The sequence below is a fragment of the Lentzea sp. NEAU-D7 genome, from assembly GCF_026242055.1.
Taxonomy (GTDB): Bacteria; Actinomycetota; Actinomycetes; order Mycobacteriales; family Pseudonocardiaceae; genus Lentzea.
In genome coordinates, this window is the sequence record NZ_JAPJDL010000025.1 from 1 (window position 1) to 24,098 (window position 24,098).

Genomic DNA, 24,098 nt, shown 5'->3' on the forward strand with positions numbered 1-24,098 from the left:
ACGGCGGTGAGCGGGTCGAACGCCGAAGACAGCGCGCGGGCCGGCGGCCGACGAGTCAGGACGGGCCCTCGCAGAGGGGACCGGGCCAGATCAGTTCGGAGAACGATCCGGCCGCATCTCGTCGTCTCGACCGGGCCCGCCGGCGCTCAGTCTTCCTCGTCGCCGGGCCATTCCCCGGTCAGCTTCTGGAAGCCCTTGGCGCCACCGCGGTCGATGGCGGCCTTGACCAGGCCGAAGATCGCGCCCTGGATGGCCGCGGCCATCAGCACCTCGGTCCAGGCGCGATTGCGCATCGTGGCGCTGGGCGCTTCCTTGTCGCCCGCCACGAGCTTCCACACCTGTCCGAAGATCGCGGTGGCGAGGAAACCGCCGAGCGCACCGAACAGCATTCCAAGAGGGCGGTACAGCAGTTTCATCGGTTCCTCCGGGAAATCGCCCAGATCGCGACGATCAGCGCGATCAGCGCCGCCGCGATGGCCCCAGGGTGGCGGCGCGCCTTCTCGACCTGCTCGGCCACGGGCTCGGGCAGCGAGCCGATCGCGTCGTCGGTCGCGGCGGTCAGGCGCTGGCGCGTCTCCTGCGCCTGCTCCTTCACGCGCCCGGCCGTCTCCTGGGCCTGTTCCTTGACCCGCTCGGCCGTCACCTGCGCCTGCTCCTTGACCCGGCCGGCCGTCTCGTGCGCCTGCTCCTTCACGCGGGCGGGCACGTCGACCTTGTGCGCCAACGCTTCCACCGTCTCGCCCAGCTCACGCCGGGTGCGTTCGACGTCGCGCTGGAGCTGGTCCTTGGGTTCGGTCATCGGTGCGCACTCTCCTTGATCGTCGCGATGTCCTGCTGGACGTTGTCCATCGCCTGCCTGGGAACCGGCGGGGCGGCCTGCTTGACCTGGCCCTTGCCCACGAGCGCGAAGATGCCCGCGAACAGCAGAAGGGCGGCCGCGACGATCAAAGCGGCCGCCCACGGCGGTACTACGAGTGCCAGCAGCAGGATGAGGCCCGCGACAACGCTGAGCCCGCCCCACCACGCGAACACGCCGGCCGCGCCGAACATCCCGGCGCCGACACCGGCGTGCTTGCCCTTGTCCTTCAACTCCGCGACGGCGAGACGGATCTCATCGCGCGCGAGCCTGCTCACCTGCTCGGACAGCTGGTGAACCAGCTGTGCGGTCGACGTGTCGGTGTTCATGCACGTCAGGTACCCACACGTGTGGGGGACCAATCAGCCCTGCTGGGCCTGGGCCTCCGCGACCTTCGCGTGGACCTCTTCCATGTTCACCTCGCGGGCCTGCTGGATCAGGCCGTCCAGGGCGGGGGCGGGCAGCGCGCCCGGCTGCGAGAACAGCACGACGCCGTCGCGCACGATCATCAGCGTCGGGATCGACCGGATGCCGAACGTGGCCGCGAGCTCCTGCTGCGCCTCGGTGTCGACCTTGCCGAACACGATGTCCTCGTTCTTGTCCGACGCGGCCTCGTAAGTGGGCCCGAACGCGCGGCACGGGCCGCACCACTCGGCCCAGAAGTCGACCAGGACGATGCCGGAGCCGTCGGAGCCACCGACCACCTCGTCGAAGTTCTCCTTGGTCAGCTCGACCGTCGCCATGTTGGTCCTCCTCGTTCGCTGGGGGCACCCCGTCCAACGGAGCAGGCCCCGACGGAATTCCCCGCGTGCGCCCGGTCACGCCTGGTTTCAACTTTTTGTGGACGTCTTCAACTCGACGTTGTACGGTCCCCGCCATGAAGCCGCGCCTGCTCGTGACCTCGCTGCTCGTACTGGGGCTCGCCGCCTGCGGGTCCACGCCTGAGTCCACTCAGACGTCCACTCCGCCGTCGTCCGACCTGTCCACGGTCAAGAAGGACGACGCGCTCGCCGCGCTGCTGCCGCCCGAGATCGCCTCGGCCGGCACGTTGAAGGTCGGGTCGAACATCCAGAACCCGCCGAACAACTTCTACGACCAGGACGGCAAGACCCCGATGGGGTCCGAGGTCGACCTGATCAAGGCGATCGCCGCCAAGCTCGGGCTCAAGGCCGAGCACAGCGACATGGCGTTCAGCTCGCTGATCACGAGCCTCGAGACCGGGCGCGTCGACGTGACGATGGCCGCGATGAACGACACCGCCGAGCGCCAGCAGAAGATCGACTTCGTCGACTACTTCACCTCCGGCATCACGATCATGGTGCAGAAGGGCAACCCGCAGGGCGTCAAGACGGTCGACGACCTGTGCGGCAAGGGCATCGCGGTGAACCTGGGCAGCTCGCAGGAGCAGTTCGGCAAGGAGCAGAGCCAGAAGTGCGTGGCCGCGGGCAAGCCGGAGGTCACGCTCAGCGTCACCGACAGCGACACCGGCAACCAGAACCAGCTGCGCACCGGCCGCGTCGCCGCGATCCTCAACGACCTGCCGACCGCCGTCTACGTCGCGAAGACCGCGGGGGACGGCCAGTACTTCGAGGTCGTGCCGCTCGCGCCGATCAACGGCGGCCCGTACGGCATCGGCGTCGCGAAGAAGAACGCCAAGCTGTCGGAGGCGATCAAGGGCGCGCTGCAGTCCCTGATCGACGACGGCACCTACGACAAGATCGTCACCACCTGGGACATCAAGCAGGGCGCGATCACGAAGGCCACCATCAATGGCAAGTGACACCCGCCTGAACGACGCCGGAGAAGAACTGACGGGGAAAGACCTGGTCGTCGTGCCGCTGCGCCACCCCTGGCGGTGGTTCAGCGGCGCGGTGATCGTGCTGGTGATCGCGGGTCTGGGCTGGGCGATGTCCGAGGCCCAGATCCAGTGGGAGGACGTGCCGGGGTTCTTCACGCACCCCGTGATGCTCGAAGGCCTGCTCAACACCATCGTGCTCGCGCTCGCCGCGCAGGGCGGCGCGATCGTCCTCGGCGTGGTCGTCGCGCTGATGCGGCTGTCGGCCAACCCCGTCGCGCGGTGGTTCGCGGTCGGCTACATCTGGCTGTTCCGCGGCCTGCCGGTGCTGCTGCAGATCCTGATCTGGTTCAACCTCGCGCTGGTGTTCCAGAACATCAGCATCCCCGGTGTGTTCTCCGTGCCCACCAACGTGGTCATGACCGCGTTCGTCGCGGCGCTGCTGGGACTCGGCCTGAACGAGAGCGCCTACATGGCCGAGATCGTCCGCGCCGGCCTGAGCAGCGTCGACGAGGGGCAGACCGAGGCGGCCAAGTCGATCGGGATGACACCGATGACGACACTGCGCCGGGTCGTGCTGCCCCAGGCGATGCGCGTGATCATCCCGCCGACCGGCAACAACTTCATCAACATGATCAAGGGCACCTCGATGGCGTCGGTGATCGCCTTCCTGGAGCTCATCCACGCCGCGAACAACATCTCGTCGCGCAACCTGGAGATCATGGAAACCCTGTTCGCCGCCGCGGCCTGGTACCTCGTGATGGTGTCCCTCGCGTCGGTCGGGCAGCACTACCTGGAGCGTGCTTATGGCCCTCGTTGAGGCGATTGGGGTCCGCAAGTCGTTCGGCCACACCGAGGTCCTCAAGGGCATCGACATGGAGGTCGAGCGCGGCGAGGTCGTCTGCCTGCTCGGCCCCTCGGGCGCCGGCAAGTCGACGTTCCTGCGCTGCGTGAACCACCTGGAGACCATCGACGCCGGCCGCATCTGGGTCGACGGCGTGCCCGTCGGGTTCCGTGCCGCGGGCGGCAAGCTCTACGAGCTGCGCGAACGCGACGCCGCCCACCAGCGGCGGGACGTCGGGATGGTGTTCCAGCGGTTCAACCTCTTCCCGCACCGCACGGCGCTGGAGAACGTCATGGAGGGCCCGGTGCAGGTCCTCGGGCGCGGTCGCGCGGAGGTGCGCGCGGAGGCGCTGGCGTTGCTGGAGAGGGTGGGACTGGCCGAGAAGGCCGGTGCCTATCCGGCCCAGCTGTCGGGCGGTCAGCAGCAACGTGTTGCGATCGCGCGCGCTCTGGCGATGAAGCCCAAGCTGATGCTGTTCGACGAGCCCACGTCCGCGTTGGACCCGGAGCTGGTCGGCGAGGTGCTCGACGTGATGACCTCGCTGGCCCGCGACGGCATGACGATGATCGTGGTCACCCACGAGATCGGCTTCGCCCGCTCGGTCGCCGACCGCGTGGTGTTCCTCGTCGACGGCGCGGTGGTGGAGTCCGGCACACCGACGGACGTGCTGGACAATCCGCAGCAGCCGCGCACGCAACAGTTCCTCGCAAAGGTGCTCTGACTTGATCGACGCCTCGTACCTCGCCCAGTTCCGCGAACCGGAGGGGTATCTCGACTTCGCCCGCTTCGGCCCGCCGTCGCTGCCGGTGGTCACGGCCACCGCCCGCCTGATGGAACAGGCCTCGCTCGCCGGACCGTCCACAGTGGACACGCTGATGCGCGAGGAACAGCGGGTGAAGGCCGCCGTCGCGCGGCTCTGCCGCTCGGACACCGACCACGTCGCGTTGGTGCCGAACACGTCGATCGGCCTGTTCCAGGCGGCCTTCGGGCTGTCCGGGACGGTCATGTACTCGGCGGCGGAGTTCCCGTCCAACACCTACCCGTGGGTGCGGGCGGGCCTCCCGTCGGTCGTTCTCGACGGCCCGGTGCACCCCGCGGCCGTCGCGACCCACCTCACGCCCGAGGTCACCGCCCTGTCGGTGTCCGCTGTGGACTTCCGCACCGGCTACCGCGCGGACCTGGCGGCGTTGCGCGAGGCCGTCGGCGACCGGCTGCTGGTCGTGGACGGCATCCAGGGCTTCGGCGTGGTCGACGAACCGTGGGAGGCCGCCGACGTGCTGGTGGTCGGCGGCCAGAAGTGGCTGCGGGCGGGGTGGAGCACCGGTTTCGTCGTGCTGTCCGACCGCGCCCTGGAACGCCTGTCGCCGGTGCTGTCGGGCTGGACGGGCGCCGTGGACGCCGGCCTGTTCGACGACTCGGTCCACGACGCCGCCCCGGACGCCGCCTCCTGGAACATCACCAACCTCTCGCCGGTCGTGTCGGGCGCCTTCGCGGAAGCGCTGGAACTCGTCGAACTGGCCGGGGTCTCCTCGCTTGACTCGGCGGTGGCCGAGATCGTCGCGGAGGTCGAGGAGATCGTCCTGGCGAGCGGCGGCAAGATCGTCTCCGCGCGCGAACGCCGCGCCGGAATCCTGGCTTTCACCATGCCCGAGGCCGCCTCGGTGGTCGGCGAGGCGTTGAACGCCTTCGGCATCACCGCCACGGTCCGCCCGGAGCACGTCCGCCTGTCACCACACGCCACCACCTCGCGCGGAACGCTGGAGCGGCTGCGCGCAGCCCTGAAGTCGCTGTCCGGCACGGCCTCCTCGCCGATCCCGGCGGCGCTGTCGGCGTTGGTGCCGACCATCGACAGCCTCGCCTCGGCCCTGGGCCCGGACACCGAGGTCGTCGTGCACGACCTGACCAGGCTGCCGAACTCGATCATCGCGATCGCCGGTTCGCTCACCGGCCGCAAGGTGGGCGGCCCGATGACCGACCTGCTGCTGGGCCTGGTCCGGCGCGGCACGACCACGGACATGCCCGGCTACGAGACCTACGCGCCGGACGGGCGCGCGATCTGGTCGTCGACGACGTTCGTGCGCGATGCGGCGGGCGTCGCCGTGGGGTGCCTGTGCGTCAACAAACTCGCCGCGCATGAAGCTTCCGGTCCGGTGGAGTCGTTTCCGCAGGACGTGGACACGCTTCAGCGGGTGCTCGTGGAAAAGGCGATCGCCGACGTGGGCGTGCCGGTCGAGCTGATGAAGAAGGTGCACAAGTCCCAGGTCGTCCGGGTGCTGGACGAGGCCGGGTTCTTCCTCATCCGCGACTCGGTCGACCACCTGGCGGGTGTCCTGGAGGTCACCCGGTACACGATCTACAACTACCTCAACGAGAACCGAGGGACCTGAGCAGGTCCTGCCAGGCGGGGGAGGAGAACGCGAGCACGCCGCCGCTCGCGTTCTTCGAGTCCCTGACCAGTGCGTCGTGGGCCAGCGAGACCTCGACGCACTCGCCGTCCTCGGTGCCGTCGCTGTAGCTGCTCTTACGCCAGGTGCGGTCCTGAGTCATCGTGTCCCTCTCGCGGTCGGCTGACGTACTCCGCCAGCTTGCTCCGCGATTGTTCCGCACTCAAGGCGACCTGATCCAAGCGATCGAAGAGGAGCCTGGTCCGCGCGATGGCGCCGGGGTCCTGGACGAAGACCTTCGCGAGGTTGGTCTCGCTGAAGACGATCGGCCGCGATTTCTCATACTCCCACAGCACGCAGCCCGTGGCTGCGATCGGCGCGTTCGCGGGCACGATCCGGACAGTGTGCGTGTCGAACAGCAGCCGGGCGTACTGATCCTCCATGATCTCGCTGCTCCCCACTTGCAGCTGCAGGGCATGCTCATGGATGTAGAACAAGCAAGTCGGCCGATCGTGTCGGCGAAGGATCGCTTGGCGGTCGGTCCGGAACTGGACGAGAGTGGGGATGCGCTCTTCGGTCACGACTCCGGTCATCCGGTAGAGGCCATCGGCGTACTCCGGAATCTGAACCAAGCCGGGTATCGACTGCGGCGAGTAGCTCGTGATCGTGATGGCGGTGGACTCCGCCATGGTGACCGTGCGGAGATTCCCCGACACCTGAACGAAGTACTCGTCGAAGGCCCGCTCGTAACGGCGCTTGAAGTCGTTCAGGAAGTCGATGTCCTTGCCGCACATGGACAAGTACTGGATGAGGTCGACCTCGCTGGCGCGGGCCTTGCCGTGCTCGATGGTCGAGACCTTGCTCGGGTCCCAGCCCAGCTTCACGGCGAGCTTGTTGCCGCTGAGGCCGGTGCAGGTCTCGCGCAGGCTCCGGAGCTCGTCACCCAGGTCCCTGCTGTACGCGGTGGAGGGAGTCATAGGCCGACGCTATGGGTTGTATTCAATCCAAGCAGCTGCTCGTTCGGGTGAAAACAACCGCGGTGCTCCGTTCGTGTCCCGCTGGAGCCGTGCACCTTTCCTGAAACTTTCCCCTTCCCTCCTCGTCACATCGGCTTTACCGTTCCAGGTGTGAGAGCGCTCTCAAAGGTGAGATGGCGGCGCGGACTGGCCGCCGTAGCGATTGCCCTGTCGTCATTGGCGACGGTCGAGGCCGCGGACGCGGCCGACGACTACACGCAGAACGTGACCGCGATCGACGCGACTCAAGCCCGGATCAACTTCACGCCGACGACCCCTGCCCTCTACGTCGACGTGCACTACCTGATCTCCGGCCAATCGCAGCAGAACTTCCGGATGACCAACAACGCCGGGACCTGGCAGAAGACCGTCGGGTCGCTGTCGGCCGGCACGGTGATCGACTACTGGTTCACCTACGAGAAGTCCGGGCCGCAGTACGACACCCCGCACTTCAGCTACACGCACAACAGCGCGCCGCAACCGGTCGCGACGCCGACTTTCAGCCCGCCTGGCGGCACGTACGCGACGGCCCAGACGGTGACGATCTCCACCGCCACCTCGGGTGCGACGATCCGCTACACGGTCGACGGCTCGACGCCGACCAGCAGTTCTCCCGTCTACAGCGGGCCGATCTCGGTGCCCAGCAACAGGACCGTCAACGCGATCGGGATCAAGTCGGGGCAGCCGAACTCGTCGGTGGGCTCCGCCTCGTACGTGATCGGCACGCCGGTGGCGACGCCGACGTTCAGCCCGCCGGGTGGCGCCTACGCGTCCGCGCAGACCGTGACGATCTCGACGGCGACCTCCGGCGCGACGATCCGGTACACAGTGGACGGCTCGACGCCGACGGCGTCGTCGCCGGTCTACAGCGGGCCGATCTCCGTGTCCAGCAACAGGACCGTCAGCGCGATCGGGATCAAGTCCGGCCTCGCCAACTCGGCTGTGGCCAGCGCGACCTACACGATCGGCACGCAGCAGGGGTGTGTGCAGTCGGACAACCCGAACTTCGGGCCGAACACGCGCATCTTCGACCCGAGCATGTCCGCCACGAGCATCCAGACGCAGCTCGACATCGACTTCAACAACCAGAAGGACACGCTGACCGCGCAGATGGCGCCGCGGCGGGTCGCGCACCTGTTCAAGCCGGGCACCTACAACGGCATCCACGACGACGTCGGCTACTACACGTCCGTCGCGGGCCTCGGCAAGAACCCCGGTGACGTGCTGATCAACGGCGACATCACCGTGGACGCGTTCAACGAGTCCGACAAGGGCGTGGCACTGCAGAACTTCTGGCGCTCCGCCGAGAACATGGCCGTCAACCCGGCCAGCGGCACGAACCGCTGGGCTGTGGCCCAGGCGGCGCCGTTCCGCCGCATGGACGTCCGCGGCAACCTGGCGCTCTACCCGGCGAGCTACGGGTTCGCGTCCGGTGGTTACACGGCCGACACCCGCGTGTCCGGCCAGACGGCGTCGGTCTCGCAGCAGCAGTGGTACACGCGCGACACCAACTACGGCAGCTGGAACGGCGGCGTGTGGAACATGGTGTTCTCCGGAACGCCGGGCGCACCCGCGACCACGTTCCCGAACCCGCCGTCGACGAACCTCGCGACGACGCCGATCTCGCGCGACGTGCCCTACCTCTACCTCGACGGCAACCAGTACAGGGTGTTCCTGCCCTCCCTGCGCACCAACGCCTCCGGTGCGTCGTGGATCAACGGCGGCACGCCCGGCACCTCGTTGCCGATGAGCCAGTTCTACGTCGTGAAGTCCGGCGACACCGCCGCGACCATCAACGCGGCGCTGGGCCAGGGCTGCAACCTGTTCTTCACGCCCGGCATCTACAACGTCAACCAGACGATCAACATCACGCGGCCCAACACCGTCGTGCTGGGCATCGGCTACGCGACGATCGTGCCGCAGAACGGCGTCACCGCCATGCAGGTCGCGGACGTCGACGGCGTGCGGATCAAGGGCATCCTGTTCGACGCGGGCACGACCCTGTCGAACTCGCTGCTGACCGTCGGCCCGGCGGGTTCGTCGGCGTCGCACGCGTCCAACCCGACCACCCTGCAGGACGTGTTCTTCCGCGTCGGCGGGGCGATCGCGGGCAAGGCGACGAACAGCCTCGTCGTCAACAGCCACAACACGATCATCGACCACAGCTGGATCTGGCGGGCCGACCACGGCAACGCCGGCACCTGGGGCTGGGACGAGGCCATCGGTGACACCGGCCTGGTCGTGAACGGCAACGACGTGCTGGCCACCGGCCTGTTCGTCGAGCACTACCAGAAGTACCAGACCATCTGGAACGGCGAGCGCGGGCGGACCATCTTCTACCAGAACGAGATGCCGTACGACGTGCCGAACCAGGCGATCTGGAACAGGCCGAACGGGCAGGCCGGGTACGCGGCCTACAAGGTCGGCGACAACGTCACCACGCACGAGGCGTGGGGGCTCGGCAGCTACTGCTTCTTCAACGTCAACCCGTCCGTGCGGGCCGAGAACGCGTTCGAGGTGCCCAACCGCCCCGGCGTGAGGATGCACAACCTGCTGACCGTGTCGCTCAACTACCAGGGCACGATCACCCACGTGATCAACAACGTGGGTGGGGTGACACCACCGGGCACGGTGCCGGTGAACGTCGTCAGCTACCCGTAGTCACACCTCGACATGCGGCCCGTCACCTCAGGTGGCGGGCCGTATTCGTGATCGAGCGGCATCGGCCGCCATCCAGCCGATTTCGTGTCGGGCACGCGTCATTGCGATGATGCGTGCCATGTCGATCGACCGGGGTGCCGAGTTCGCCGAGTTCTGGACCGAACGGCACCTGTGCACGTTGTCCACCGTCCGTCCCGACGGGACTCCGCACGTGGTGCCCGTCGGCGTCACGCTCGACGCCGAGAACGGCATCGCGCGGGTCATCACCTCCGGCGCGTCGTGGAAGGTCAAGCACGTCCGCAAGGCCGGGTACGCCGCTGTGTGCCAGGTGGACGGTCGGCGCTGGTCCACGCTGGAGGGTCCGGCCGTCGTGCGCGACGACGTGGAATCCGTGCGGGAGGCCGAGCGGCGGTACGCGGTGCGCTACCGGCAGCCGCGGGTCAACCCGGCGCGGGTCGTGATCGAGATCCAGGTGAAGCGTGTCACCGGCACCGTCTGACGTCGTGGTCGTCGGCATCGGGGCCGACGGGTGGGACGGGCTTTCCCCCGCCGCCCAGCAGGCGGTGTCCCGCTCGCGCGTGCTGATGGGCTCGCGCCGTCAGCTCGACCTGGTGCCGGGGGAGTTCGAGCGGGTCGCGTGGCCGTCGCCGCTGGTACCGGCGTTGCCCGAGCTGTTCGAGAAGTACCGCGACGTGTGCGTGCTCGCCTCCGGCGACCCCATGTTCCACGGCATCGGCACGACCCTGGTGCGGCTGCTGGGCGACCGCGTGACGGTGATCCCGCACCCGTCCTCCGTGTCGCTCGCCTGCGCCCGCCTCGGCTGGGCGTTGAACGAGGTCGAGGTCGTGTCGCTGGTGGCCCGATCCGCCGACCTGCTACGCCCCGTGTTGACGCCGGGACAGCGCGTGCTCGTGCTCGGTGGCGACCCGGCAACCGTTGCGGCACTGGCCGGGGACATCACTGTGCTCGAACAGCTAGGTGGGCCCGCCGAGCGGGTTTACCCTTGGTCCGGGCAGGACTCGGACCCGCTGTGCGTGATCGCGGTCGAGTACCGCGGGAGCGCTCTCTCACGGGTCCCCGGACTGCCCGACGACGTGTACGAATCCGATGGCCAGCTGACGAAGCGAGAGGTGCGGGCTATTTCGCTGTCGAGATTGGCGCCGCTGCCCGGGCAGCTGCTGTGGGACGTCGGGGCGGGGTCGGGTTCCATCGCGATCGAGTGGGCGCGAACGCATCCGACGTGCCGGGCGATCGCCGTCGAGCAGTCGGTCGAACGCGCAGAGCGAATCGCCGGTAACGCTGCGTCTCTGGGTGTGCCCGGTGTGGAGGTCCACATCGGACGGGCACCGGAGGCGTTGGAAGGGCTGGAGAAGCCCGACGCGATCTTCATCGGCGGCGGCGTGACGGTGCCCGGTCTGCTTCAGGCCTGCTGGGACGCTTTGGCGGCGGGCGGTCGTCTGGTCGTCAACGCGGTGACGCTGGAGTCCGAGGCCGTGGTCGCCCAGTGGTACGCGAGGCTTGGCGGTGACCTGGTGCGGATCTCGGTGAACCGCGGCTCCGCGGTCGGCAAGTTCACCGGGTGGCGGCCGCACATGCCCGTGACGACGTGGAGCGTGACGAAGTGACCGTGCACTTCATCGGGGCCGGGCCCGGAGCGGCCGACCTGATCACGGTGCGGGGGCGGTCGCTGATCGAGTCGTCGCCGGTGTGCCTGTACGCGGGAGCGCTGGTGCCGGTCGAGCTGCTGGACTTCTGCCCCGCGGGCGCGCGCAAGGTCGACACCGCGTCGCTGACGCTGGACGAGATCGTCGCCGAGCTGGTCGCCGCCTCGGAGCAGGGGCTGGACGTGGCGCGGCTGCACTCCGGGGACCCTTCGGTGTTCAGCGCGATGGCCGAGCAGATGCGCCGGCTGGACGCGCTGGGCATCGCCTACGACGTGACTCCCGGCGTCCCGGCCTTCGCGGCCGCGGCGGCGTCGTTGCAGCGCGAGCTGACCGTGCCCGGGGTCGGGCAGACGGTCATCCTGACGCGCACCTCGCAGCGCGCCACGCCGATGCCCGAGGGCGAGGACCTGGACACGCTGGGCCGCAGTCACGCGACTCTCGTGCTGCACCTCGCCGTGCAGCGGATCTCGGACCTGGTCGCGGAACTGGTGCCGAACTACGGGCTCGACTGCCCGGTCGCGGTGGTCGCCTACGCGTCACGGGAGGACGAGGTCGTGCTGCGGGGAACGCTGGACGACATCGCCGCGCAGGTCGAGGCCGCCGGGATCAAGCGGACCGCGGTGATCATCGTCGGGCGGACGCTCGGCGCCACGCAGTTCCCGGACAGCCACCTGTACTCGGCCACGCGGGTTCGATGATCCTGATCCTCGGCGGCACGGGGGAAGCACGCGCGCTCGCCTCCCGCGTGCCCGCCGTGTCCTCGCTGGCGGGCCGGGTGAGCAATCCCGCCCTCCCCGCCGGCGAGGTCCGGATCGGCGGGTTCGGCGGGGTCGACGGACTCGAGCGGTGGTTGCGGGACAACGACGTCCACGCCGTGGTCGACGCGACCCACCCCTTCGCGCGGCAGATCACCGCGAACGCCTTCGAGGCCTGCTCACGGGTGGGTGTGCCGTTCCTGATCCTGCGGCGGCCGGGCTTCACCCCGCAGCCCGGATGGCGGTGGGTGGACAGCGTTGCCGACGCCGCGCGGGACCTGCCGGGGGAGAGGGTGTTCCTGACGACCGGGCGGCAGGACCTCGCGGAGTTCGCCGGGTGCCCGCAGTGGTTCCTGGCCCGGATGGTCGAGCCTCCGGAGCCGCCGATGCCACACCGCATCGAGGTGCTGCTCTCGCGCGGTCCGTTCACCGTGGACGGTGAGCTGGAGCTGATGCGCTCGCACGAGATCGACGTGCTCGTCACCAAGGACAGCGGCGGCTCGATGACGTCGGCCAAGCTCGAAGCCGCTCGTCGGCTCGGCGTGCCGGTCGTGATCGTGCGCCGGCCACCGCTCCCACCCGCGGAGACGGTGGCCGACGTCGACGCCGCCGTCAGCTGGTTGGGTACCGCCGGGGCGTGAAGACGACGCCCTGGGGCGTCACGACCGTCTGCGACGAGCCGATGATCAGCAGGCAGCGCATGTCGATCGTCGCCGGGTCGAGGGCGCCCAGCGTGAGGACGCGGATCTCCTCCTCCGGCCCGCCGACGTCACGTCCGACGACGATCGGGGTGTCCTGGCCGCGGTGCTTGAGCAGCAGGTCGCGCATGTCCGCCACCTGGTGCGTGCGGGCCTTGGACGCCGGGTTGTAGATCGCGATGACCAGGTCGGCCTTGGCCGTGGCCTCAAGGCGTTCGGCGATCACATCCCACGGCTTGAGCCTGTCGCTCAACGAGATCACCGCGTAGTCGTGGCCGAGCGGTGCGCCCGCCTTGGCCGCGACGGCGTTCGCCGCCGTGACGCCCGGGAGGACGCGGACCGGCACGTCCGCGGACTCCGCGGCGACCTCCAGCACGGCGGTGGCCATCGCGAACACGCCCGGATCGCCCGACGACACGACGGCGACCCGTGAGCCCTTCCTCGCCAGGTCCAGGGCGAACGCCGCGCGCTCGGACTCGACCTGGTTGTGCGAGGAGTGCCGCTTCTGGCCGGGACGCTCGGGAACCCGGTCGAGGTAGGTGCTGTAGCCGACCAGTTCGTCGGCGGCTTCGAGCTCCTGGCGTGCTTCGGGCGTGAGCCACGTGCGAGCTCCCGGCCCGAGGCCGATGACGACGACCTCGCCCTTCGGCTTCGCCGGCCGGGACTGGCTCGGCAGCACGGCGATGGAGAAGTACGGCACGGTCGCCGGGTCGACGTCGGCCAGCGGCGCCATCTTCTGACGGCTGCTGGTGGCGCGCTCGACGTACCAGGCGCCGTCGAGCCGGCCTGCCTTCTCCAGCGCCTCGCGGACGTTGCCGAAAGTGCGGCCGAGCTTGAGGATCGCGGCGCAGTCGGTGTCGGCGAGGCGGGCCGCGAGCTCGTCGGGCGGCAGCGTGCCGGGCAGGATCGTGAGCACCTCGTCGCGTTCCACCAGCGGGGTGCCGAGGACCGCGGACGCGCCGCTCACCGACGTCACGCCCGGGACGACCTCCCACTCGTAGCGGTCGGCGAGCCGCTTGTGCATGTGCATGTAGGAGCCGTAGAAGAACGGGTCTCCCGCCGCCAGCACGACGACGTTCCGCCCGGCGTCGAGGTGCGCGGCCAGCTTGCCCGCGGCCTCCTCGTAGAAGGCGTCGATCTCGCCCTGGTAGTCGTCGGTGTCCTCGGTCGTGACCGGGTAGACGAGCTGTTCCAGGACCTGGCCGTCACGGAAGTAGGGCGCCGCGATGGTCTTCGCGACCGACTTGCCGTGCCGGGCGCTGTGGAACGCCACCACGTCGGCCTCGCTGATCAGTCGCGCGGCCTTGACCGTCACGAGTTCCGGGTCGCCCGGACCCAGGCCGACGCCGTAGAGCTTGCCCGTCATTCCTCTTCGCTCGCAATCGCGTTGATAGCCGCCGCCGTCATGGCACTGCCGCCGCGCCGGCCGCGCACCACGAGGTGCTCCAGATCCGTTGCGGCCAAAGCTTCCTTGGACTCCGCCGCCCCGATGAACCCGACCGGGATGCCCAGGACCGCGGCGGGGCGCGGTGCTCCGGCGGCGATCAGGTCGAGGAGGTGGAACAACGCGGTGGGGGCGTTGCCGATCGCGATCACCGCGCCGTCGAACCGGTCCGCGAGCAGCTCCAGGGCGGCGGCGCTGCGGGTGTTGCCGATCTCCTGGGCCCGCGCGGGAGTGCGCGGGTCCTGGAGGTAGCAGAGGACCTCGTTGTCCTTCGGCAGGCGGCGGCGGGTCACGCCGGACGCGACCATGTTGGCGTCGCACAGGATCGGGGCACCGTTGTGCAGTGCCTCGCGCGCGTCCCGCACGACGTTCGGCGAGAACGCGACGTCGTCCGGCAGGTCGGTCATGCCGCACGCGTGGATCATGCGGACGACGACTTTCGCGACGTCACCGGGGAACCTGGTGAGGTCCGACTCCGCGCGGATGGTGGCGAAGGACTGGCGGTAGATCTCCGCCCCGTCCTTGATGTACTGCGTCACCTGATCTCCTCGTAGCCGTCGCCGGTCGCGACGAACTCGATCACATCGCCGGCGGGACGACCGCACCGGCGGGCACAGCCGGACCAGTGCACCGCGCCGGGCTTGTCGGACCTGGTCCCTAGAATTGAAATTGGGGGTACCCGGCCCGGCACGTGTGTGTGGTGCGAGGCATCGGTCTGTGCGGGCGCATCGACCCAAGCGTGCACATCGGCCCGTACGTCGGAGAGCGACTTCGCGCAGCCGGGGCGGCCGGTGCAGGCGCTGACGCCGTGCCAGGGGGAGGCGGGGTCGGTGATCAGACCGGTCACGTCGGTACCGGCGGGCACGACCAGGCTGCGCCACGGGGTCAGCCGGAACGCGGCGCCGGGGAGCTGTGAGGCGTCCAGCCGGCCCAGCGGAACGCCCGGGGTCAACGGTGAAGGTGCGACAGGAGTCACAGCCGGGGTGAGGCGAGGGGCGTCGGTGGTGCCGAAGTGAGCGGTGATCTTTCGCACACCGTCGTCCACTTCGGACAGGCGCCAGGCGGGCCCGCGCAGCGACTGGAACAGACGGGCGGCGGTCACGACGGCGTCGACGGGGTCGGACACGCGGACACCTGTATCGGTACCGGCGAGCAGGAGCACGTCGCCGACCAGGCCGATGTCACCGCCCAGCCCGCTCACCGAAGCGCCGACCGTGACGAGGAAACGCCCTGGTAGCGAGGCCAGCACCGGGTCCGCGCACAGGGCCGCGTCCAGCGCGTCGACCAGGGCCTGGTTGTCGTCCAGGGGCGCCGCGACGATGTTGCGGATGCGCTCGTGCGACCAGGAGGGCAGCAGGCCCGCCGCACGCATCCGCTCACCCAGCTCGACGCCGTCCGCGAGCCCCCTGATCTGGAGGTTCGCCCGCGAGGTCAGCTCGATGGAACCGTTGCCCAGTTCGGCGGCGGCAAGGCGGACGGCATCCCACTGAGCAGCGGAAAGAGTGCCTCCCGGTACCCGGATGCGCGCCAGCCCGCCGTCGGCCGCGGCGTGCAGCTCGACGGCGCCGGGGCAGGCGTCCGGGTGACTACGCATAGGTCGGACTGTAACCCGCCGGTTAGGGTGAGCCCGAACGACGAAGCGCAGGAGGAAGCCGGTGCGAATCCGGCGCGGTCCCGCCACTGTGACCAGCGAACACCGCTGGGAGTCAGGAACTCCGCTTCGCCGTCACCCGCACTTTGGGGCGAGGACCCCACGAGGGATGGAGCCTGCGTGATCCTGCTGCTGTCGACCTCCGACACCGACCTGCTGTCGGCGCGTGCGAGCGGAGCCGAGTACCGGCTCGGCAACCCCGCCCGGCTCACCGTCGACGACCTGCCCGCGCTGGTGGACGGCGTCGACCTCGTCCTCGTGCGCATCCTCGGCGGCCGCCGGATGTGGGAGGAGGGCCTCGACTGGCTGCTGGCCGGCGGGCTGCCCGTCGTGGTGCTCGGCGGTGAGCAGCAGCCCGACGCGGCGCTGATGGAGCTGTCGACGGTGCCCGGTGGTGTGTGCGCCGAGGCGCACCTGTACCTCGCCCACGGCGGTCCGGCGAACCTCACCGAGCTGCACAAGTTCCTGTCCGACACCGTGCTGCTGACCGGCCACGGCTTCGAGGCCCCCGCCGCCACGCCCTCGTGGGGCGTGCTGGAACGGGAGACCCGGCCGGAGGAGGGCCCGACGGTCGCGGTGCTCTACTACCGCGCGCACCACGTCGCCGGGAACACGGCGTTCGTGCACGCCCTGTGCGACGCGATCGAGGCCAAGGGCGGCAGGCCGCTGCCGGTCTACTGCTCCTCGCTGCGCACCGCCGAACCCGAGCTGCTCGACACGCTGCGCCAGGCCGACGCGCTGGTCGTGACGGTGCTCGCGGCCGGCGGCACGAACCCCGCCAAGGCGTCCGCCGGTGGCGACGACGACGCGTGGGACGTCGGTGCGCTGGCCGAGCTCGACGTGCCGATCCTGCAGGGCCTGTGCCTCACGTCGAGCCGCGAGTCGTGGGACTCCAACGACGACGGACTGTCTCCTTTGGACACCGCGACCCAGGTCGCGATCCCCGAGTTCGACGGCCGGATCATCACGGTTCCGTTCTCCTTCAAGGAGATCGACTCCGACGGCCTCACGGTCTACGTCGCCGACCCGGAACGCGCGCTGCGCGTCGCGGGCATCGCGGTCCGGCACGGCCGCCTGCGCCACATCCCGGTCGCCGACCGCAAGGTCGTCGTGATGCTGTCGGCGTACCCGACGAAGCACTCCCGCATCGGCAACGCGGTCGGGCTCGACACGCCCGCGTCGACCGTCCGGCTGCTCAAGGCCATGCAGGAGCACGGTTACGACATCGGTGACGAGCTGCCGGGCGTGCAGGAGCTCGACGGCGACAAGCTGATCCACGCGCTGATCGCCGCCGGCGGCCAGGACGCGGACTGGCTGACGCAGGAGCAGTTCGAGAGCAACCCGATCCGCATCGCCGCGGCCGACTACCGCGAGTTCCACGAGACGCTGCCCGAGGAGTTCCGCGAGTCGATGCGCGAGCACTGGGGCGAGGCGCCGGGCTCGTTGTTCGTCGACTTCTCGAAGTCGAAGGACGGCGAGATCGTGCTGGCCGCGCTGCGGTCCGGCAACGTCGCGGTGATCGTCCAGCCGCCGCGCGGGTTCGGCGAGAACCCGATCGCGATCTACCACGACCCGGACCTGCCGCCGTCGCACCACTACCTCGCGGCGTACCGGTGGATCGAGTCGAACTTCGGCGCCGACGCCGTCGTGCACGTCGGCAAGCACGGCAACCTGGAGTGGTTGCCGGGCAAGACGGTCGGCATGTCGGCGTCCTGCGGCACGGACGCGGCGCTCGGCGACCTGCCGCTGATCTACCCGTTCCTCGTCAACGACCCCGGCGAGGGCACGCAGGCCAAGCGGCGCGCGCACGCCACGCTGGTCGACCACCTCGTGCCGCCGATGGCCCGAGCCGACAGCTACGGCGACATCGCGCGCCTGGAGCAGTTGCTGGACGAGTACGGGAACATCTCCGCGATGGACCCGGCCAAGGTGCCGGCGATCCGCGCGCAGATCTGGACGCTGATCAAGGCCGCGAAGCTCGACCACGACCTGGGGCTCGAAGACCGGCCCCACGACGCGGAGTTCGACGAGTTCATCCTGCACGTCGACGGCTGGCTGTGCGAGGTCAAGGACGTCCAGATCCGCGACGGCCTGCACGTCCTCGGCGAGGCGCCGACCGGCAGCGTCCGCGTGAACCTCGTGCTGGCGATGCTGCAGGCACGGCAGATGTGGGGCGGTCAGGTCGCCGCGCTGCCCGGTCTGCGCGAGGCCCTCGGGCTCACGACCACGGGCCGCGAGGACGTCGACGCCGTGGAGGAACAGGCGCGCGCACTAGTCCAGGCGATGGAGGACGCGCGCTGGGACCGTTCCGCCGCGGCGGGTCTGCACGAGTCCGAGGACGTGCGGAGGATCCTGGAGTTCGCGGCCGACGAGGTCGTGCCCCGGCTCGCGCGCACCACGGACGAGATGACGAACGTCCTGCACGCGCTGGACGGCGGCTACGTCCCGGCCGGCCCGTCCGGCTCCCCGTTGCGCGGCCTGGTGAACGTGCTGCCGACCGGCCGCAACTTCTACTCGGTCGACCCGAAGGCCATCCCGTCGCGCCTGGCGTGGGAGACCGGCCAGGCGATGGCCGACTCGCTGCTGGAGCGCTACCGCTCCGAGAACGACGGCGAGTGGCCGCCGTCGGTCGGCCTGTCGGTCTGGGGCACGTCCGCGATGCGCACCGCCGGTGACGACATCGCCGAGGTGTACTCGCTGCTCGGCGTCCGGCCGGTGTGGGACGACCAGTCCCGCCGCGTCACCGGCCTCGAAGTGGTCCCGCTGGAGGAGCTGGGGCGGCCGCGCGTCGACGTGACGGTCCGGATCTCCGGCTTCTTCCGCGATGCCTTCCCGCACGTCGTGTCCATGCTGGACGACGCCGTGCAGCTGGTGGCCGCGCTGGACGAGCCCGCGGAGCACAACTTCGTGCGGGCGCACATGCTCAAGGACCTGGAGGAGCACGGCGACCAGCGCCGCGCCACGCTGCGCGTCTTCGGTTCCAAGCCGGGCGCGTACGGCGCGGGCGTGCTGCCGCTGATCGACAGCCGCAACTGGCGCGACTCGTCCGACATCGCCGAGGTCTACGCGGTGTGGGGCGGCTACGCGTACGGCCGCGGCGTCGACGGTGTGGCGGCACGGGCGGACATGGAGTCGGCGTACCGGCGGATCGTGGTGGCGGCCAAGAACATCGACACCCGCGAGCACGACATCGCCGACTCGGACGACTACTTCCAGTACCACGGCGGCATGGTCACGATGGTGAAGGCGTTGACGGGCAAGGCACCCGCCGCGTACGTCGGTGACAGCACGCGTCCCGAGGCCGTCCGCACGCGCACGCTGACCGAGGAGACCTCGCGGATCTTCCGCGCCCGCGTGGTGAACCCGCGCTGGATCGGCGCGATGCGCAACCACGGGTACAAGGGTGCGTTCGAGCTGCAGGCGACGGTCGAGTACCTGTTCGGCTACGACGCCACGACCGGCGTCGTCGCGGACTGGATGTACGAGAAGCTGACCGAGAGCTACGTGCTCGACCCGGAGACCCGGAAGTTCCTGCAGACGTCGAACCCGTGGGCGTTGCACGGTATCGCCGAGCGTCTGCTGGAGGCGGCCGAGCGCAAGATGTGGGAGCACCCGGAGGAGTCCACTTTGGACGCGCTGCGGGCGGCCTACCTGGAGACCGAGGGCGACCTCGAGGACGGCGCCTGATCGATCCGGACGCAGCAGTGACCCGGTGACGGGTCGAGGCGGGCGGACGCACCGCTCGCCTCGATCCCGTCCAGCAGCCCGCTGACCAGGCAGAGGTTCATGCCGCACACCAGCTGCGTGTGCCGGTGCGCCAGGCTGTGGAACGGGCAGTTGCCCAGCAGGATCGTCCCGTCGGCCTCTCGCGGTTCGAAACCGAAGTCCGCCAACGTCTCGGTCACGCCGCCCGAGGCCTGCGCCGCCAGGTCCGCTCCCCACTCGTAGGCGCGGCGGTGGAGGATCTCGCGGGCCGGTTCGCCCGTGCTCTCGGCCTCCACCAGCGCGTCCGTGAGCAGATGGCTCGCGGCCTCGTAGCGGCGGTCGGGCAGCGACACCTCGATCTGCTCCTTCGAACGCCGGTAGAGCTTCGCCGGGCGACCGGCCCCGGGCCCGCTGCGGCCGGTCCGCCGCTGGTGCACCACTGTGAGAAGGCCCATGTCGACCAGCTTGTCGAGGTGGAACGCAGCCGTCGTCCGAGGCAGCTCGACCGCCTGCGCCGCCTCGTCCTTGCTGATGGGAGCGGTTTGGCGCACCACGAAGTCGTAGAGCCTGCGGCGGTTCGGTTCGTCGAGGGCCGCTACGGCGGCGACGGGGTCGGCCATCTCTAAAAACTACTCCTGTTGACTAAATTCGGCCAGCGACTCTACCGTGGCGGCATGGACGTCGAAGCGGCACAGCAGGCGGTCGCGGACCTGCTCAAGGCGCTGGGCAAGGACCCGTACTCGGTGCATCTCGCCGACACCCCGCGCCGCGTCGCCGAGGCCTACGCGGAGATGCTGACGCCGCGCGCCTTCACCATGACGACGTTCCCCAACGACGAGGGCTACGACGAGCTCGTGCTGGCGCGCAGCATCCCCGTGCAGTCGTTGTGCGAGCACCACATGCTGCCGTTCCACGGTGTCGCGCACGTCGGATACCTGCCGGGGGAACGGATCCTGGGCCTGTCGAAGCTCGCGCGCGTCGTGGAGATGTTCGCGCGCGACCTCCAGGTGCAGGAACGGCTCACCAAGCAGGTCGCCGACTGGCTGCAGGACCAGTTGCGGCCCTTGGGCGTCGGTGTCGTGATCGAGGCCGAACACCAGTGCATGGCGCTCAGGGGCGTGCGGGTCAGCGGGTCCCGCACGGTCACGTCGGCGTTGAAGGGCGTGCTGCGGGAGGATCCCGCGTCACGTCAGGAGTTCTTCACCCTCGTTCACGCGGCCTGAACGGGCCCGAACACGTAGGAGCCCGCGGCGGCGGCGTTGTCGCCCGCCCAGAACTCGGCCCACAGCGCGGCGAACTCGGCCCGCGACAACCTGCCGTCACCGTCGGAGTCCAGCAGGGCGAAGTCTGTCGCGGCCTCGCGCCCGAGCCAGGCCTCGACCATCACCCGGTACTCGGCCTCGGACACGTAGTCGTCGCCGTCCGCGTCCACGGCACCGAACATCGCGTTCGCCGTCCCGAGAACCGGCTCGATGTTGTCCGGCAGCACGTCGACGACGTTCAGCACGTCGTCCAGCGTGACCCTGTCCGCGCCGCCCGCGGCGGCCTGCAGGGTCGTCCACCAGCTCAGCATCACCTGCGACAGCAACCTGTCGTCGCTGCCGCGCAGGCCGGCCCAGCGCGCGGCGAGGAGCCGGAAGTCCTCCTCCGTCAGGTATCCGTCACCGGTGACGTCCAGGGCCCCGAAGACCAGAACCACCTTGCTGCGCTGAAAGTCGCTCGCCATGCGCAGGACGATAGGCCGAATGCCGCAACCGCAACCATAGGCCGAACGGGTCCGAACCAGTGCCGTGGTGTGAAATCTCGGCGTGCCATTTCACGCTCAGCAGGACACCTCGCGGCACCGCCCCCACGCCCCCATACATCCAGTACGAGGACGTGGGGGCGGCACCACGATGCGCCCGTCTGACCGCGAAATGGCCGGCGAGATCTCACACCACGGCACTAGTCCACGAACAGGGCATCGGCGAGCTGCAAACGGCCGGACACCCCCAACTTGCGGTAGATCCCCGAGAGCGCGCCCTCGACCGCGGAAGGGGCCATGAGCAGCGTCGATGCGATCTCGTCGTCCGAACGGCCCCGTGCCGCCAGCTCGGCGACCTGGTGCTCCGTCGGGGTGAGCGCGGTCGGCCCGGTCTGCCGCATCCGCCGAGGTCCGGCGCTCGTCGCCACCAGTTCGGAGTACGCCCGTGCGGCCATCGCGGCCGAGCCGCACTTCTGCGCCAGGTCGACGGCGTCGCGCAGGCACGTCCGCGCGAACGCCGTGTCGCCCTGGCGCCGCACCACGACGCCGAGGTCCACCAGCGCGCGTGCCAGTTCCAGGCGGCCGGGGGAGGCGCGCAGCACCCGCACGGCCTCCTCCAGCAACGTCCGCCCGGCGGCCCCCGCGGTCACCCTGCCCTCCGCGCGCAACGCCATGCCCAGCGCTCTCGGGGCGCCCCAGACGCGCGCCAGCGCCACCTCTTCCTGGGCCAGTTCGCGCGCCCGTTCGCCGTCGCCCATCGCCGCGCAGGCCAGGGCCGCTCCCGAACGCCACGACAGCGCCGCCGGGTTGCGGTACGGCCACGCGGCGCAGTGCCGTCCGGCGGCCAGGAACGCTTCCAGGGCATCGCGATCGTCGCCTCGCGCGGTCAGCACGCGGCCGCGCACGGTCAGCACGCCGCCGAACGACCACGTGCGCCGCGCCTCGTCCGTCGAGGCCTCGGCGATCACCGCGGCGGCCTCGTCGAGACGGCCCTCCTCGAGAAGGATGTCGGCGAGCAGCGCGGCGTGCCAGGTGGAGACGGCGTGCCAGCGCCGGTCCTGCCTCAGGTGGTCGGCCGCCACCTCCAGGTCCGCGCGGGCGGAGGTGAGATCTCCCTTGCGGCGCTGGACGTTCGCGCGCATCACGTTCGTCAGCGCGCGCAGCGCCGGTGCCTGCGCCCGGTCCACCTCGTCGAGCACGGCCAGCGCCTCGTCCAGCGAGTCGGCCAGGTTCAGCGTCATCGCGGACGCGAGCGAGGCGAGGACCCCGTCGGGTGAGACGAGCCCGACCGCCTCGGTGGCGCTGATGTCCCCGACCATCACGCGGTGCAGCACCCCGGCGGGGGTGTCGAGCGAGACGGCCGGCGGCACGGCCTCCTGCCACACCAGCCCGTGCACCACCAGATGTGCCTGTGCGACAGCGGACTCGCGCGACAGGATCGCCGGGATCTCGGCCGGGTTCCCCTCGGCGTGCAGGGCGTAGGACAGCGCGATCGCGGACTCGGCGTCGTCCACATCGGACTGCAGCGCCTCGCGCAACCGGGCCGTCGCCCCGGGCAGGTTGCCGACCAGTTCGGCGATCCCCAGCAGCCGCAACGCCCGTGCCGGGTTCGCCACCGGCTCGCGCAACGCCCGCCACAGCAACCGCGCCGCACCGGCCGTGTCGCCGTGGTTCACCGCCTCCTGCGCGGCGCGGTCGAGCACCTCGCCCGCCCACGGTTCCAGGCCCGGCGAGGTCTCCAGCAGCTGATCGGCCACCGCGCGGTCGGAGGCGCCGTGCGACCGCAACGACCGTGCGGCCCGCAGGTGCAGTTCGGCCCGTGCCGCGGCGGGCACGTCGCCGAGCACCGCGGGCCCGGCCACGCCGAGCAGCTCGACGGCGCGGACGGCCTCGGCCAGCTCCACGGGGCTCAACCGCGTCAGTTCGGCCAGCACACCGGGGTGCGGGGACGGCCCGAGCACGGCCAGGCAGTGCGCCGCGGTCACCACGGACGCGGAACGGCGGCGCAGCCGGGCCGCCATGATCTCGCCGGACACCTCGGCGCCGTGCCGGGCCACCCGCCAGGCGGCCTCGGCCGTCGGCGGCACCTCGTCCTCCACCAGGGCCCTGACGAGCCGGGTCACCGCCAGCGGGTTGCCGCCGGTCGCGTCGAAGCAGGCGGCCGTGAACTCGGGCGCGGCCTCGCCCAGTGCCGCCGAGACGAGCCGGCCGGTCTCGGCGGAGGTGAGGTTGTCCAGCGTCACCCGCTGGCACGAAGCCATGATCTCGCCGAACGAGGGGTCGTCGCACCGCTCGCCCAGGCCGACGGCCAGCACCACGGCGATGCGCAGCCGCCGCACCCTCAACGCCAGGTAGGCGAGCCAGCGCAGGGAAGCGGCGTCGGCCCACTGGGCGTCGTCCACGACGACGAGCAGGTCGCCGCGCGCGGCCAGCGCCGCGGCCAGCCGGTAGACGCCGTGCAGCACGGGGAAGTCGGCCGTCATCGCGGTGAGCTGCAGCGCGCCGCTCGCCTCCGCGGGCACGAGGCCGGGGTCGACCTGGTCGAACAGCTGGGCCACGATCCCGAAGGGAAGATCGCTCTCCAACGCGCTTCCGCGCGCTCGCACGACCTGCTTGCCGGACGCCTCCCAGCGCGCGGCGAGGTCGTCCAGGGCCGCCGTCTTCCCCGTGCCGGGTGCGCCTTCCACCACCGTGGTCGTGCCCGGCGCCGCCTGATCGCTGATTCCGGCGCACCACACTTTCAGCCGGTTTTCCAAGATCTCTCCACAATCCGCCGCTGAAAGCTCAGCGGAATTGATGCTAGGAGAAAGCGCTCCACTTGCCCAGGTAAAGCTTCCTGAGCTATGGGCGTCTCAACACGATGGCGGCCCGTATGATCCCG

Annotated in this window: 23 protein-coding genes and 1 riboswitch; of the genes, 11 read left to right on the forward strand and 12 right to left on the reverse strand. The window is 70.2% G+C overall.

The genetic code is table 11. The annotated features are described in order from the left end of the window. Positions 1-146: 146 nt before the first annotated feature. Genes ORI60_RS36575 through trxA form a run of 4 tightly spaced genes read right to left on the reverse strand, consistent with a single transcriptional unit; the run spans position 147 to position 1,599 of the window. Positions 147-416, reverse strand: a complete 270-nt coding sequence (locus tag ORI60_RS36575) for a DUF4235 domain-containing protein (RefSeq protein WP_266042589.1) — start codon at positions 414-416, stop codon at positions 147-149. Beyond that, positions 413-799 carry a DUF3618 domain-containing protein gene (locus ORI60_RS36580; RefSeq protein WP_266042590.1) on the reverse strand — a complete coding sequence of 129 codons (387 nt, stop codon included), beginning with the start codon at positions 797-799 and terminating at the stop codon, positions 413-415. The genes ORI60_RS36575 and ORI60_RS36580 overlap by 4 nt, the downstream gene beginning before the upstream one ends. After that, positions 796-1,185 carry a phage holin family protein gene (locus tag ORI60_RS36585; RefSeq protein ID WP_086665100.1) on the reverse strand — a complete coding sequence of 130 codons (390 nt, stop codon included), beginning with the start codon at positions 1,183-1,185 and terminating at the stop codon, positions 796-798. Before ORI60_RS36585 ends, ORI60_RS36580 begins: the two co-directional genes overlap by 4 nt. Positions 1,186-1,218: 33 nt before the next feature. Further along, a complete protein-coding gene (trxA, locus tag ORI60_RS36590; protein WP_266042591.1) occupies positions 1,219-1,599 on the reverse strand; it encodes a thioredoxin in 381 nt (126 codons plus the stop codon). Positions 1,600-1,733: 134 nt separating this feature from the next. On the opposite strand from trxA, the gene ORI60_RS36595 reads away from it, so the two are divergent. From ORI60_RS36595 to ORI60_RS36610, 4 genes are read left to right on the forward strand one after another with little or no spacing between them, the layout of a single operon-like run. Beyond that, positions 1,734-2,636 carry an ABC transporter substrate-binding protein gene (locus tag ORI60_RS36595; protein ID WP_266042592.1) on the forward strand — a complete coding sequence of 301 codons (903 nt, stop codon included), beginning with the start codon at positions 1,734-1,736 and terminating at the stop codon, positions 2,634-2,636. Beyond that, positions 2,626-3,471, forward strand: a complete 846-nt coding sequence (locus ORI60_RS36600; protein ID WP_266042593.1) for an amino acid ABC transporter permease — start codon at positions 2,626-2,628, stop codon at positions 3,469-3,471. The genes ORI60_RS36595 and ORI60_RS36600 overlap by 11 nt, the downstream gene beginning before the upstream one ends. Further along, positions 3,458-4,216, forward strand: a complete 759-nt coding sequence (locus ORI60_RS36605; protein WP_266042594.1) for an amino acid ABC transporter ATP-binding protein — start codon at positions 3,458-3,460, stop codon at positions 4,214-4,216. The genes ORI60_RS36600 and ORI60_RS36605 overlap by 14 nt, the downstream gene beginning before the upstream one ends. Before the next feature lies 1 nt (position 4,217). Then, entirely contained in the window at positions 4,218-5,882 is a 1,665-nt protein-coding gene (locus tag ORI60_RS36610) for an aminotransferase class V-fold PLP-dependent enzyme (protein WP_266042595.1), read from the forward strand. Here the strand turns inward: ORI60_RS36610 and ORI60_RS36615 are convergent. Both ORI60_RS36615 and ORI60_RS36620 read right to left on the reverse strand, forming a co-directional pair. Then, on the reverse strand, positions 5,860-6,042 hold the full coding sequence (locus ORI60_RS36615; protein WP_266042596.1) for a DUF397 domain-containing protein: 183 nt from the start codon (positions 6,040-6,042) through the stop codon (positions 5,860-5,862). The two genes, ORI60_RS36610 and ORI60_RS36615, sit on opposite strands and share 23 nt — an antisense overlap. Then, positions 6,017-6,856 (reverse strand): helix-turn-helix domain-containing protein, encoded by an 840-nt coding sequence (locus ORI60_RS36620; protein ID WP_266042597.1) that lies wholly within the window; start codon positions 6,854-6,856, stop codon positions 6,017-6,019. The genes ORI60_RS36615 and ORI60_RS36620 overlap by 26 nt, the downstream gene beginning before the upstream one ends. Positions 6,857-7,006: 150 nt before the next feature. Between ORI60_RS36620 and ORI60_RS36625 the strand changes: the two genes are divergently transcribed. The 5 genes from ORI60_RS36625 (at position 7,007) to ORI60_RS36645 (ending at position 12,616) form a co-directional block, all read left to right on the forward strand. Next, positions 7,007-9,556 carry a chitobiase/beta-hexosaminidase C-terminal domain-containing protein gene (locus ORI60_RS36625; RefSeq protein WP_266042598.1) on the forward strand — a complete coding sequence of 850 codons (2,550 nt, stop codon included), beginning with the start codon at positions 7,007-7,009 and terminating at the stop codon, positions 9,554-9,556. A 109-nt stretch (positions 9,557-9,665) separates the two neighbouring features. Beyond that, positions 9,666-10,055, forward strand: a complete 390-nt coding sequence (locus ORI60_RS36630; protein WP_416234551.1) for a TIGR03618 family F420-dependent PPOX class oxidoreductase — start codon at positions 9,666-9,668, stop codon at positions 10,053-10,055. Beyond that, complete coding sequence (gene cbiE, locus ORI60_RS36635; protein ID WP_266042600.1) at positions 10,036-11,181, forward strand: precorrin-6y C5,15-methyltransferase (decarboxylating) subunit CbiE; 1,146 nt, start codon at positions 10,036-10,038, stop codon at positions 11,179-11,181. Before ORI60_RS36630 ends, cbiE begins: the two co-directional genes overlap by 20 nt. Then, positions 11,178-11,918: a precorrin-4 C(11)-methyltransferase gene (cobM, locus tag ORI60_RS36640; protein WP_266042716.1), complete on the forward strand. Its 741-nt coding sequence runs from the start codon at positions 11,178-11,180 to the stop codon at positions 11,916-11,918. The genes cbiE and cobM overlap by 4 nt, the downstream gene beginning before the upstream one ends. Beyond that, on the forward strand, positions 11,915-12,616 hold the full coding sequence (locus ORI60_RS36645) for a cobalt-precorrin-6A reductase (RefSeq protein ID WP_266042601.1): 702 nt from the start codon (positions 11,915-11,917) through the stop codon (positions 12,614-12,616). Before cobM ends, ORI60_RS36645 begins: the two co-directional genes overlap by 4 nt. Here ORI60_RS36645 and ORI60_RS36650 read toward each other — a convergent pair. Genes ORI60_RS36650 through ORI60_RS36660 form a run of 3 tightly spaced genes read right to left on the reverse strand, consistent with a single transcriptional unit; the run spans position 12,588 to position 15,711 of the window. Then, on the reverse strand, positions 12,588-14,039 hold the full coding sequence (locus tag ORI60_RS36650; RefSeq protein WP_266042602.1) for a precorrin-2 C(20)-methyltransferase: 1,452 nt from the start codon (positions 14,037-14,039) through the stop codon (positions 12,588-12,590). The two genes, ORI60_RS36645 and ORI60_RS36650, sit on opposite strands and share 29 nt — an antisense overlap. Beyond that, on the reverse strand, positions 14,036-14,656 hold the full coding sequence (locus tag ORI60_RS36655; protein ID WP_266042603.1) for a precorrin-8X methylmutase: 621 nt from the start codon (positions 14,654-14,656) through the stop codon (positions 14,036-14,038). Before ORI60_RS36655 ends, ORI60_RS36650 begins: the two co-directional genes overlap by 4 nt. Further along, entirely contained in the window at positions 14,653-15,711 is a 1,059-nt protein-coding gene (locus ORI60_RS36660; protein ID WP_266042604.1) for a hypothetical protein, read from the reverse strand. The genes ORI60_RS36655 and ORI60_RS36660 overlap by 4 nt, the downstream gene beginning before the upstream one ends. A gap of 49 nt (positions 15,712-15,760) precedes the next feature. Beyond that, a riboswitch (cobalamin riboswitch) is annotated at positions 15,761-15,833 on the forward strand. A 55-nt stretch (positions 15,834-15,888) separates the two neighbouring features. Here ORI60_RS36660 and cobN point away from each other — a divergent pair. Beyond that, entirely contained in the window at positions 15,889-19,455 is a 3,567-nt protein-coding gene (gene cobN, locus ORI60_RS36665) for a cobaltochelatase subunit CobN (RefSeq protein ID WP_266042605.1), read from the forward strand. On the opposite strand, the gene ORI60_RS36670 is transcribed toward cobN, so the two are convergent. Next, positions 19,416-20,093, reverse strand: coding sequence for a helix-turn-helix transcriptional regulator (locus ORI60_RS36670; RefSeq protein ID WP_266042606.1), 678 nt, complete (start codon positions 20,091-20,093; stop codon positions 19,416-19,418). The two genes, cobN and ORI60_RS36670, sit on opposite strands and share 40 nt — an antisense overlap. A gap of 54 nt (positions 20,094-20,147) precedes the next feature. Between ORI60_RS36670 and folE the strand changes: the two genes are divergently transcribed. Beyond that, the gene (folE, locus tag ORI60_RS36675; protein WP_266042607.1) at positions 20,148-20,696 is read left to right on the forward strand and encodes a GTP cyclohydrolase I FolE; all 549 of its coding nucleotides are present in this window, start codon (positions 20,148-20,150) and stop codon (positions 20,694-20,696) included. On the opposite strand, the gene ORI60_RS36680 is transcribed toward folE, so the two are convergent. Both ORI60_RS36680 and ORI60_RS36685 read right to left on the reverse strand, forming a co-directional pair. After that, positions 20,684-21,199, reverse strand: coding sequence for an EF-hand domain-containing protein (locus ORI60_RS36680; protein ID WP_266042608.1), 516 nt, complete (start codon positions 21,197-21,199; stop codon positions 20,684-20,686). The genes folE and ORI60_RS36680 overlap by 13 nt on opposite strands. Positions 21,200-21,417: 218 nt before the next feature. After that, positions 21,418-23,973, reverse strand: a complete 2,556-nt coding sequence (locus ORI60_RS36685; protein WP_266042609.1) for an AAA family ATPase — start codon at positions 23,971-23,973, stop codon at positions 21,418-21,420. Positions 23,974-24,098 lie beyond the last annotated feature (125 nt).

Bases quoted from the DNA above. Each gene is read 5' to 3' on its own strand.
- ORI60_RS36575 (WP_266042589.1), bottom strand. From the start codon at position 416: ATGAAACTGCTGTACCGCCCTCTTGGAATGCTGTTCGGTGCGCTCGGC.
- ORI60_RS36580 (WP_266042590.1), bottom strand. From the start codon at position 799: ATGACCGAACCCAAGGACCAGCTCCAGCGCGACGTCGAACGCACCCGG.
- ORI60_RS36585 (WP_086665100.1), bottom strand. From the start codon at position 1,185: ATGAACACCGACACGTCGACCGCACAGCTGGTTCACCAGCTGTCCGAG.
- trxA (WP_266042591.1), bottom strand. From the start codon at position 1,599: ATGGCGACGGTCGAGCTGACCAAGGAGAACTTCGACGAGGTGGTCGGT.
- ORI60_RS36595 (WP_266042592.1), top strand. From the start codon at position 1,734: ATGAAGCCGCGCCTGCTCGTGACCTCGCTGCTCGTACTGGGGCTCGCC.
- ORI60_RS36600 (WP_266042593.1), top strand. From the start codon at position 2,626: ATGGCAAGTGACACCCGCCTGAACGACGCCGGAGAAGAACTGACGGGG.
- ORI60_RS36605 (WP_266042594.1), top strand. From the start codon at position 3,458: ATGGCCCTCGTTGAGGCGATTGGGGTCCGCAAGTCGTTCGGCCACACC.
- ORI60_RS36615 (WP_266042596.1), bottom strand. From the start codon at position 6,042: ATGACTCAGGACCGCACCTGGCGTAAGAGCAGCTACAGCGACGGCACC.
- ORI60_RS36620 (WP_266042597.1), bottom strand. From the start codon at position 6,856: ATGACTCCCTCCACCGCGTACAGCAGGGACCTGGGTGACGAGCTCCGG.
- ORI60_RS36630 (WP_416234551.1), top strand. From the start codon at position 9,666: ATGCGTGCCATGTCGATCGACCGGGGTGCCGAGTTCGCCGAGTTCTGG.
- ORI60_RS36645 (WP_266042601.1), top strand. From the start codon at position 11,915: ATGATCCTGATCCTCGGCGGCACGGGGGAAGCACGCGCGCTCGCCTCC.
- ORI60_RS36650 (WP_266042602.1), bottom strand. From the start codon at position 14,039: ATGACGGGCAAGCTCTACGGCGTCGGCCTGGGTCCGGGCGACCCGGAA.
- ORI60_RS36660 (WP_266042604.1), bottom strand. From the start codon at position 15,711: ATGCGTAGTCACCCGGACGCCTGCCCCGGCGCCGTCGAGCTGCACGCC.
- ORI60_RS36670 (WP_266042606.1), bottom strand. From the start codon at position 20,093: ATGGCCGACCCCGTCGCCGCCGTAGCGGCCCTCGACGAACCGAACCGC.
- folE (WP_266042607.1), top strand. From the start codon at position 20,148: ATGGACGTCGAAGCGGCACAGCAGGCGGTCGCGGACCTGCTCAAGGCG.
- ORI60_RS36680 (WP_266042608.1), bottom strand. From the start codon at position 21,199: ATGGCGAGCGACTTTCAGCGCAGCAAGGTGGTTCTGGTCTTCGGGGCC.